The sequence below is a fragment of the Frankia sp. CcWB3 genome, from assembly GCF_977927595.1.
This window is the reverse complement of record NZ_CDWRCK010000160.1, coordinates 1-9958: the sequence shown is the minus strand read 5'-3', so window position 1 is coordinate 9958 and position 9958 is coordinate 1. Positions and strand designations below refer to the sequence as shown.

Here is a 9958-nt window from a genome sequence, read left to right as displayed (position 1 = left end):
ACTGCCACCCGCCCAACCGGGTAGGGCTTCAAACATCCTGACGACATCTGGACGACCAGGCCCACTCGCACGAGGAGGTAACGGTCATGCCAACACTCAGCATCATCAAGGCCGACACCGGCGGGTTCGTGGGCCATTCCGCCGTCCACCCCGACATGGTCGCCGAAGCCACCCGGCGGGTCGACGCGGCGCGCGGCGACCTGCTGCTCGACGGTACCGTCGCGACCTGCGGCGACGACCTCTCCCTGATCATGACCCATGCGCATGGCCCGGACGCGGTGGCGGTGCACTCGTTCGCCTGGGATGTCTTCCGCGCGACCACGCAGGTCGCCCGGGACCTCGGGCTCTACGGCGCCGGGCAGGACCTGCTCTCCGACGCGTTTTCCGGCAACCTGCGTGGCATGGGCCCCGGCTACGCCGAGCTCGAGTTCGTCGAACGGCCGTCCGAGCCGGTGCTGTGCTTCCTGGCGGACAAGACCGAACCGGGTGCCTGGAACCTGCCGCTGTTCCGGATGTTCGCCGACCCCTTCACCACCGCCGGGCTGGTCATCGACGCGAAGATGCACGCCGGGTTCCGGTTCGAGGTCTACGACCTGTACCAGGAGAAGCGGATCGTGTTCGACTGCCCGGCCGACATGTACGACCTGCTCATGTACATCGGTGCGCCGGCCCGCTATGTCCTGCACAGCGTCACCTCCAAGACGTTGGACGAGCAGGCGGCCGCGACGAGCACCCAGCGGCTGTCCCTGATCGCCGGGAAGTATGTCGGCAAGGACGACCCGGTGATGATTGTGCGCTGCCAGTCCGGGCTGCCCTCGATCGGCGAGGCGCTGGAGCCGTTCGCGTTGGCCTACACCGTCGGCGGCAGCATGCGCGGCTCCCACCACGCGCCCCTCATGCCAGTCCCGGTCGCACACGCGCACCCGTCCCGGTTCGACGGGCCGCCCCGGGTGGTCTGCCTCGGCTTCCAGATCACCGGTGGCCGGCTCCTCGGCCCGCGCGACATGTTCGACGACCCCGCCTTCGACCGGGCCCGCGCGCAGGCCAACGAGGTCATGGACTACCTGCGCCGCCACGGCCCCTTCGAACCGCACGGCCTCGGCCTCGACGAACTCGAATACACCACCATGCCCGCCCTGGAAGACCGCCTCGCCGGCCGCTGGCAGCCCCTGCCCGCCGGCATCCGCGGCGACGGCCACCGCGGCACCGGCCTCCGGCCGCCGCTGAGCCCGCGTCCGCTGCGCGGCCGTCAGCGCAGCGTCGCGAGTTCCTCGTGCAACGCGCTGATGATTTCCCAGGCGTCGGGGACCTGTGCCCGGTCGGTGACGACTCCGACGTCGAGCGCGTCCCGGTAGCTTAGCGCGGTGATGTTCAGGCCGCAGCTGTGGGTGATGGGGCTGAGCGGATAGGCGGCGGTCATCGGCGTCTTGCCGAGGTAGAGCTGCAGGGGTGAGCCCGGCACGTTGGATACGACCAGGTTGCAGACCGGCTGGATCCGGGTTCTGCTCAGCACCGCCATGACCATGCGGGATGCGCGGGCGAGTATGGCCGGCGGTACGAACTGTTCCGTGTCCTGCAGGACGGTGGCCGGGATTGCGCGGTGCACGGTCTTCGCGGTGGCCAGCGCGTCGTGGGTGAAGGCGATCCGTGCGGCCGGGTCCGGCTCGTGGGTGGGGATCGGTACCATCATCGCCGAGATCCGGTTGCCGAAGGTGCCGACCTGTTCGGGGGTACGGACGCTCAGCGGCACCATCGCGACCAGCGGCCGATCCGGTAGCTCGTCCCGATTGGCGAGCCACGTCCGGACGGCTCCCGCACACAATGTGACAACAACGTCGTTTACGGTGACGTGAAAGTGGTTCTTGATTGTTTTGATGTCGGTCAGCGGCAGGGTGGCGAAGGCGACCTGCCGGTGTGGGCTGATCGGCCCGTTGAAGCGGGTCCGCGGCGCCCGTACCCGGGGAACCTCGAGGATCTCCCCGTCGGTGTGCGCCTCCCGCCGGAACTCCAGGACGCCGCGCGCCACCCGGCCCGCAAGACGGATGCCCGGAACGGTCCGCAACGCCGGATTGCGGTCGAGATAGCGCAGCGTCCGGGGCAGGACAGACAACGCGCGCAACGGTTGCCGGGATAGTCCGAGAAGCCCGCGCGCGAGCATCTCTGCCTGGTTGGGCAGGCCAGCCGGCGGGGCGGCCGGCGGTGGAGGTTCGCGGCCCGCCGGGGTGAAGTCGGTCAGCGCGAGCAGTACCTCGGCCCCGGACAGGCCATCGAGCACCGCATGGTGAATCTTGGTCAGGACGGCGACCCGCTGCCCCTGCAATCCGGAGATCAGGTACGCCTCCCACAGCGGGCGAGACCGGTCCAACGGCCGGTCGAGCAGCCGGGCGACCTGCGTGGCGAGTTGGGCGTCGTCACCAGGCGCCGGCAGCGCCAGCTCGCGAACGTGGTACTCCAGATCGAAGCAGGGATCCTCCACCCAGTAGGGATGGTCGAGGCCGAGTGGCACCTGCACCAGTCGCTCCCGCAGCGGCGGAACCAGCGGCAGCCGCTGCGCGACATGCTCCAGCAGCCACCGGAAGGTGAGCTCCTGTCCCGGCTTGCTCGTGTCGTAGAGGGCCAGGCCAGCGACGTGGCCGAACGTGCGTCCGTCCTCCCACGCGAGGAACTGAGCGTCAAGCGGGGTTAGCTGCCGCATGGGCGCCTCACCGGGGTCGGGGTAAGCATCGGGTGGCCGTCAGGCGTAGCCGGAGCATGCCCCTGTCCGCGGTGCTGCGAACCCGGCGGAAGTCCGGCGAGCGAGGCGCGGTGCGACCCGTGGGCCGCGCACCCCACCCGAGCGGGTGCGGGTTGCGCTGGCTGCGATCAACACGAGGCCCACCTCAGTCCCGGACACACGGCAGAACTGAACACGCGGCAGGACCGTCTCGGCGGTAGGGCGCCCGGCCTACTCCGTCCCCGACGGCTGGCCCCGGCGGTTACTGTCCCGCGGCCGGCACCCCCGCCGGCTGCGCCGGGTCGTCGGTCTCGGCTGGGTGGGCGTCGGCGGCCCGTGCGCTGTCGGCGGCCCGTGACTGGCCGGGCGGGCGCAGGACGAACAGGGTGACGAGGACGGCCGCGGCGACCAGGGCCGCGCTCACCGCGTAGGCGAGGTGGAACCCGCCGGTGAGGGCGGCGATGGTGCTCCTGCCGCGGTCGAGCAGCGAGTCGGTGCGGGAGGCGGCGAGGGTGGCCAGGATCGCGGTGCCGAGCGCGGCGCCGATCTGCTGGGTGGTGTTGGCCACCCCGGAGGCGACGCCGGCCTCGGCGGGGTCGGAGACCGCCATCGCCTGGCCGATCAGGGCGGGCATCGCCGCGCCGAAACCGATACCCAGCAGGACGAACACCGGGGCGATGTCGCGCGCGTAGCTGCCGTCGGCCGGTACCCGGGCCAACAGTAGGAGCGCCGCGGCGACCAGCAGCAGCCCGACGACGATCACCGGCCTGGGGCCGAACCGGGTGCTCAGCGGCGACGCGAGGCCCAGCGAGACGGCCGCGATGGTCAGCGGGGCCGGCAGAAACGCCAGCCCGGTGCGCAGCGCGTCGTAGCCGAGCACGTCCTGCAGGTACAGGGCGGTGCAGAACTGGTAGCCGAACAGGCCGGCCACCATCAGGGTCAGGATGATGTTCGCTCCCCCGACCGCGCGGGAGCGGAAGATGCGCAGCGGCAGCAGTGGTTTGGCCGCGGCGGCCTGGCGGCCCACGAAGGCGGCGAGCAGGAGCAGCGAGGCGGCGAGCGGCCCCAGCGTCCCGCCGTTGCTCCAGTCGTCCGCCCCGCCCCGGACGACGGTGTAGACGCCGAGCATCAGCCCGGCGGTCACCAGCCCGGCGCCGAGAACGTCCGCGCCCTCGCGCAGCCCGAGCCCGGCGATCGGGGGCAGCACCTGCAGGGCGAGCACCACCGCGAGGACACCCAGCGGCACGTTGACGTAGAAGACCCACGGCCAGCTGAGACCCTTGGTCAGCACGCCGCCGAGGATGAGCCCGATCGATGAGCCGGCCGCGGCGACGAAGGCGTAGCAGGCCAGTGCCTTGGCCCGCTCCCGGCTGTCGGGGAAGATCGTGACGATCATGCCGAGTGCCACCGCGGAGGCCAGCGCGCCCCCGGCGCCCTGCAGGAAGCGGAACGTGATCAGGAGGCCGCCGGTGTTGGCCAGGCTGCAGGCCAGCGAGGCCGCCGTGAACAGGCCGAGCCCCCCGATGAAGACGGGCCGGCCGCCCAGCAGGTCACCCAGCCGTCCGGACAGCAGCAGCAGGCCGGCGAAGGCGATCAGGTATCCGTTCACAACCCAGGCCAGGTTCGCCTGGGAGAAGCCGAGGTCCTGCTGGATGGTCGGCAGCGCGACCGTAACGATCGAGCTGTCCAGGATGACCATCAGGTTGCTGGTGCAGAGCACCCCGAGAGCGAGCCAGCGGGACGGGAGCGCCGGGGGCGGGGCCGGGGGAGTTGAGTCGGTCAACAGTCTTCCTTGACGTCGAGGAGGCCGGACGGGGGCCGCGGCGGCGGGCCGGTCGCGGCCGCCAGCCAGGCGCGGTTCCAGCCGCCGTATGGGGCACGTCTTGTTACGGAAGCCATCATGTGTGACTGTGGGAGCGGCCGGAAGGAGGCACTTTCATGTTCCAGGGGAACAGCGATGTGATCGACCCCCCCGACCACGAGGCCGAGGCCTGCACCGTCTTGGAGGTGCTGAACCGGATCAGTGGCAAGTGGGCCATCGGCATCCTGCTGCGGATCAGCGACGGACCGGTCCGGTTCACCGAGCTGCAGCGGTCGATCAGCGGCATCAGCCGGCGGATGCTCACCCTCACGCTGCGTAACCTGAAACGTGATGGGCTGCTGACGCGGGTCGTCTACCCCACGGTGCCGCCGAAGGTCGAGTACCAGGCCACCGATATGGCCCGGGAGCTGTATGCCACGCTGCGGACGCTCACATCGTGGGCCGAACGGCACCGCGACGACATCGCCGTGGCCCGCGCGGCCTACGACCGCAACCACGGCCCCCAGGGTGGAGTCGACTAGAGCACCCTGGAGGCCATGATTCGAAGATGCATCCCGAGTATGACATTGGGTGACTGTCGCTGGGCTGGAGCGAGCCCGTCCCGATGCCAGTCCTGGAACAGTCCGTACACCATGCGCCAGTGCCCGTACCGGGCGGGAACGTCCCGCCACGGCGCCCCGGTCCGCGTCCGCCACCGAATCCCGTCGATCAACTGCCGGCATGTCCACGTCGGCGGCCGACCCGGCTTCTTCTTCATGCCGATACGCCGGACCACGGGAATAGCGGCGTCAGGTTGGACGTCACGGAGGTTTCCGACCGGGGCTCCGCCTGTCGTCGCCGGCGGTCCGACCGATCAGTCGGACACAGCGAGTTCGCCGAGCTCCGACCAGTCGTCCTGCTCCAGAACCGTGTTCACGATGCGCGGCGTCTCGGCGAGGTACTTCGGCAGTGTCTGCCGGGCGGCCTTGAAGTGGTCGGACTGGACGTGCGCGGCTCCGGCGTCGCCATCCTGGAATGCCTCGACCAGTACGTACTCGGTCGGGCTCTCAATGTTGCGGGACCAGTCGAACCATTTGCAGCCCGGCTCAGCGCGGGTCGCCTCGGTGAACGCCCGTGAGATCTCCGGCCACTGGTCGGCGTGCTCCGGCTTGATCCGGAACTTGGCGGTGATAAAGATCATTATAAACCCTTTCCGAGCTCATGGCTCTTGCTGTGGGCGACAGGCCGCCTGGGGTACCGAGCTCCAACGACTGTTTTCACACCGTCGGCGACGGGTGGCCCCCACGCTCGGCACCTCGCCCATGGTCGTAGCAGTCACAGCCGCCACGGGCAGTCTCGATTTGAGAAAGCCGGGGCCTGCCGCGGGCTCGTGATCAGGGCTCGATGCCCTGGGTGGCAGTGACGCTGGGTGGCAGGGACATCGTAGGGCAGCCGAGGTGACGCGCCGCGGGGTGTGCGAATGTATACTTGTCAGACTTTCTTTGTCTGGAGAGGACGGGCGATGAGTCTTGAAGGGCGTCCCACTGGCGCGGAGGTAGCGGAGGTAGCGGGGAGCCGCGGCGGCCGTGGCAGGCCGTCCGGTCCTGCGCTACGCGATGGCGCGGGATGCGTCGCATTATCACCTGGTGCCTTCCGCAGTGGAACGTGTTGCCGGCGTGGGCGATGTGGCGGCGCTGTTTGCGAGATGCCGGCGAAGTGGTTCGTACCTGACGTTCCGCTCGGGCGGGACGAGCCTCAGCGGCCAGGGCGTCACCGACGGGATCCTGGTCGACGTGCGACCCGGTTTTCAGTCGGCCGAGGTGCTCGACGGTGGTGACCGTCTGCGCGCCGAGCCTGGCGTGACCGTCCGTGCCGCGAACGCGCGGCTGCGTCCGTACGGGCGGAAGCTCGGTCCCGACCCCGCGAGTGAGGTCGCCTGCACCCTGGGTGGAGTCATTGCCAACAATTCCAGCGGAATGGCCTGCGGTACCGGGCAGAACGCCTACCAGACGCTCGAGGCGATGACCGTGGTGCTATCCAGCGGATCCGTGATTGACACCGGTGCGCCGGACGCGGATGAACGGCTGCGCGCGCTGGAACCCGATCTGTATGAGGGCTTGTTGCGGCTCCGTGAGCGGATCTGCCGCAACCCGGCGTCCGTGGCGACGCTGCGTCGGCAGTTCTCAATGAAGAACACGATGGGCTACGGTCTCAACTCGTTTCTCGACTACGAGCGTCCCGTCGAGATCCTGGCCCATCTGATGATCGGTAGCGAAGGCACGCTCGGGTTCGTCGCCTCGGCCACGTTCCGGATGGTGGAGCTCTTTCCCCACGCCTCGACGGGCTTGGCGGTGTTTCGTGACCTCGCCACCGCGACCGCCGCGCTGCCCGAGCTGGTCGACGTGGGGTTCGCGACGATCGAACTGATGGACGCTCGGTCCCTTGCCGTTGCGCAGACCCTCGGCGCGACACCGGCTGAGATCGGCTCGCTGGAGGTGCGTGACTAGGTTGCGTTCCTGGTGGAGCTGCAGGCAGCGACCACCGAGGAGCTTGCCGACAAGGTGTCCGGGGCCGGCGGCGTGTGCGATGGGCTCGAGACCGAGTCGCCCCTGGAGCTGACCTCGGACCCGCGGCGCTGAAAGGACCTGTGGCACGTGCGCAAGGGTCTCTACACGGCCGTCGCGGGAGCGCGCCAGGCGGGGACCACGGCGTTGCTGGAGGATGTGGCGGTTCCGGTGCCGCACCTGCGGGTAGCGTGCCAGGAACTCACGAAGCTGTTCGACGCGCACGGCTATCAGAACAGTGTCATCTTCGGCCATGCCAAGGACGGCAATATCCATTTCATGCTCACTGAGACCTTCCAGGATCCCGCGCGGTTGGAACGCTACCACGCGTTCACCGAGGAAATGGTCGAGCTGGTGCTCGAGCACAAGGGAGTCGAAATGAAATAACTTGCGCGTTTCGAACCCTCCACAGGCCTGTGACCTGCGATGATGCTCTCGATCACGTATTTGTTACTTCATTACATCCCCAAGGGGACGCTCAAGGCGGAGCACGGCACCGGCCGGATCATGGCGGGGTATGTCCGTCGCCAGTACGGCGATGAACTGTATGACGTCATGACGGAGGTGAAGCGGCTGTTCGACCCGCCGGGAATCCTCAACCCGGGGGTCGTGCTGTCCGATGATCCTCGCTCCTATCTGCGCAATCTCAAGGATGTGCCGACGGTCGGCTACGGCGCGGACATGTGCGTGGAGTGCGGGTACTGCGAACCGGTCTGCCCGAGCCGGGCGCTGACCCTGACTCCTCGGCAGCGGATCGCCCTGCTGCGGGAGCGTGAGGCCGCGCGGCGGGAGGGAGACGAGGGGCTCGCCGACGAGCTGTCCGCGGCCTACCGCTATGACGCGGTCGACACCTGCGCGGTCGACGGTATGTGCCAGACCGCTTGCCCTGTGCAGATCAACACCGGATCACTCGTGCGAGAGCTGCGCGCCGAGAGGGTGAACAAGGGCGAGGACGCGCTGTGGCGCTCGGCGGCCCGCCACTGGGGGGCGACCACCGCACTGGCTGGGAAGGCGCTTTCTGCCGCCGCACTGCCGCCGGCGTTGCCGACAGCCGCGACCTCCCTGGCCCGCAGAACGTTGGGCACCGACAGGATGCCCCAGTATGACGCCTCGCTGCCCCGCGGGGGGTACCGGCGCCGGGCGGTCGTGGCTGCCGCAGAGGCGTGCGCCGTGTACTTCCCGGCGTGCGTCGGTGCCATGTTCGGCTCGTCGTCGTCCAGCGGCGGGGTCATGCCCGCGATGCTGACGCTGTGCGCGCGTGCCGGAGTAGCGATACGGGTGCCCAAGGGCATTGCGTCGATGTGTTGCGGTATGCCGTGGAAGTCGAAGGGTCTCAGGGGCGGCCACGAGGTCATCGGGGCCAAGGTCCTGCCGGCGCTGCTCGCAGCGACCGACGGCGGCCGCCTGCCGGTCGTGTGCGACGCGGCGTCGTGCACAGAAGGTCTGGAGGAGCTTCGCGCCGAGGCGGAGCGGCTTGGCGGCGGCTACGAGGCACTTCGTTTCGTGGACGCGCTCGAATTCGTGCGCGCCGAGGTCGTGGGCCGCCTCTCGGTGACCCGCCGGGTGGCGTCCCTGGTACTGCACCCTACGTGCTCGACCGAGCGGCGGGGCACCACGACTTTACTCAGGGAACTCGCCGAGCTGGTCAGCGACGAGGTGGTCGTGCCGCTGGACTGGAATTGCTGCGCGTTCGCTGGTGATCGCGGGCTCCTGCATCCCGAGCTGACTGCGGCGGCGACGTTGAACGAGGCACGTGAGGTCAACTCCCGCACCTTCGAGGTGCATGCGTCGGCCAACCGGACCTGCGAGGTCGGAATGTCACGCGCAACGGGGCGCGAATACGTCCACATTGTTGAGACGCTGGAGTACGCGACTCGCCCGATCCGTGATTCTGCCCATCCTGGCGGTGCCGGCTGAGAACGTGTTGGAGAACGCCGGTCGACGACTTCCCGTGACCTTGATGGATGCGCGGTCCGAGCGAACGTGTCACCCGCGCGCCGTCGCGGCTTCGTACTCGAAGCCCGCCTCCGGGCCCGGTTCGGCGCCGAAAGCGCCCGCGAGTCTCCCGCGCGCGCGGGAGAGGTGTTTGTGGAGTAAGACCGTTGCTGCGTCCTGATCGCCGGTCACGATCAGCTCCAGCAGGCGAGCGTGCTCGCCGTAGATCGATTCCGCGCTCAGCAGCGCCCGGCCCTGTACCTGCGACATGCACAGCCGGACTTCACCGGCGAGTTTGTGGTACATGCCGCTGATGCGGGGGCTGGACATCGAGTCGACGAGGCTGAGGTGAAACCGCATGTCGGGCTCGACGATCGCGATCTGAGGGCCGTTGATCACCGACTTGATCTCATCATTGGCCATCCGGGCCTGCGCGGGAACGCGGCGGGCCGCGGCGAGCAGCCGGAGTGGCTCGCGCTCGAGGCAGTAGCGCGTGTTGTAGATGTCGCGAACGTCGTCCGGGCCGAGCTCGGGGACCCGGGCGACCTTGTGACTGCCGCGGACAAGGAGACCGGCCGCGACCAGCTTCTCGATTGCCGCCTTCGCGGTCGGGCGAGCGATATCGTACTGGGTGGCGACGCCTACTTCGGTCAGCGCCTGGTTGCTGCCGATATTGCCACTGAACAGCTCGGCGCGAAGATTTTCGACCACCGCATCTATGAGCGATACCGGCTGTACAGGGCGGCGCATCACCCAGTCACCTTCCAGTACATGCGAGTCAGGCGGGTTGGTGACCCTCATGGAATCAACACGAGCTAGCCGAAATTACAACCGTCAGTCGTAGCCCCGCGCGGTCTCGCCCATCCCGCCCAGACTCGCCCATCCCGCCCAGGACGCCGATCGCCCGACCGGTCGGCGTCCTGGGCGGGATGGGCGAGTCTGGGC

At 68.9% G+C, this 9958-nt stretch carries 8 protein-coding genes and 2 pseudogenes; 5 read left to right on the top strand and 5 right to left on the bottom strand.

Annotated features, from left to right (window positions below):
• Nucleotides 1-86: 86 nt before the first annotated feature.
• Nucleotides 87-1355 (top strand): fructose-1,6-bisphosphate aldolase/phosphatase, encoded by a 1269-nt coding sequence (gene fbp, locus ACY5KJ_RS13160; protein WP_462203461.1) that lies wholly within the window; start codon nucleotides 87-89, stop codon nucleotides 1353-1355.
• On the opposite strand, the gene ACY5KJ_RS13155 is transcribed toward fbp, so the two are convergent.
• Nucleotides 1250-2695, bottom strand: a complete 1446-nt coding sequence (locus tag ACY5KJ_RS13155; protein WP_462203460.1) for a WS/DGAT/MGAT family O-acyltransferase — start codon at nucleotides 2693-2695, stop codon at nucleotides 1250-1252. The two genes, fbp and ACY5KJ_RS13155, sit on opposite strands and share 106 nt — an antisense overlap.
• Nucleotides 2696-2975: 280 nt before the next feature.
• Complete coding sequence (locus ACY5KJ_RS13150; protein ID WP_462187695.1) at nucleotides 2976-4412, bottom strand: DHA2 family efflux MFS transporter permease subunit; 1437 nt, start codon at nucleotides 4410-4412, stop codon at nucleotides 2976-2978.
• Between the two features lie 239 nt (nucleotides 4413-4651).
• On the opposite strand from ACY5KJ_RS13150, the gene ACY5KJ_RS13145 reads away from it, so the two are divergent.
• Nucleotides 4652-5056: a winged helix-turn-helix transcriptional regulator gene (locus tag ACY5KJ_RS13145; protein ID WP_462203459.1), complete on the top strand. Its 405-nt coding sequence runs from the start codon at nucleotides 4652-4654 to the stop codon at nucleotides 5054-5056.
• A 74-nt stretch (nucleotides 5057-5130) separates the two neighbouring features.
• Here the strand turns inward: ACY5KJ_RS13145 and ACY5KJ_RS13140 are convergent.
• Nucleotides 5131-5292: pseudogene (locus ACY5KJ_RS13140) on the bottom strand (transposase); the annotation flags it as partial.
• A gap of 96 nt (nucleotides 5293-5388) precedes the next feature.
• A complete protein-coding gene (locus ACY5KJ_RS13135) occupies nucleotides 5389-5715 on the bottom strand; it encodes a putative quinol monooxygenase (RefSeq protein WP_462187687.1) in 327 nt (108 codons plus the stop codon).
• A 445-nt stretch (nucleotides 5716-6160) separates the two neighbouring features.
• Between ACY5KJ_RS13135 and ACY5KJ_RS13130 the strand changes: the two genes are divergently transcribed.
• The 3 genes and pseudogenes from ACY5KJ_RS13130 to ACY5KJ_RS13120 all read left to right on the top strand — a co-directional run bounded on the left by ACY5KJ_RS13130 (nucleotide 6161) and on the right by ACY5KJ_RS13120 (nucleotide 8995).
• Nucleotides 6161-7021: an FAD-binding oxidoreductase gene (locus tag ACY5KJ_RS13130; RefSeq protein WP_462187686.1), complete on the top strand. Its 861-nt coding sequence runs from the start codon at nucleotides 6161-6163 to the stop codon at nucleotides 7019-7021.
• Between the two features lie 147 nt (nucleotides 7022-7168).
• Nucleotides 7169-7627, top strand: a pseudogene (locus ACY5KJ_RS13125) (FAD-linked oxidase C-terminal domain-containing protein); the annotation flags it as partial.
• A gap of 6 nt (nucleotides 7628-7633) precedes the next feature.
• Nucleotides 7634-8995: a (Fe-S)-binding protein gene (locus ACY5KJ_RS13120; protein ID WP_462187693.1), complete on the top strand. Its 1362-nt coding sequence runs from the start codon at nucleotides 7634-7636 to the stop codon at nucleotides 8993-8995.
• A gap of 69 nt (nucleotides 8996-9064) precedes the next feature.
• Here ACY5KJ_RS13120 and ACY5KJ_RS13115 read toward each other — a convergent pair whose 3' ends face one another.
• Nucleotides 9065-9763: a GntR family transcriptional regulator gene (locus tag ACY5KJ_RS13115; RefSeq protein ID WP_462187692.1), complete on the bottom strand. Its 699-nt coding sequence runs from the start codon at nucleotides 9761-9763 to the stop codon at nucleotides 9065-9067.
• Nucleotides 9764-9958 lie beyond the last annotated feature (195 nt).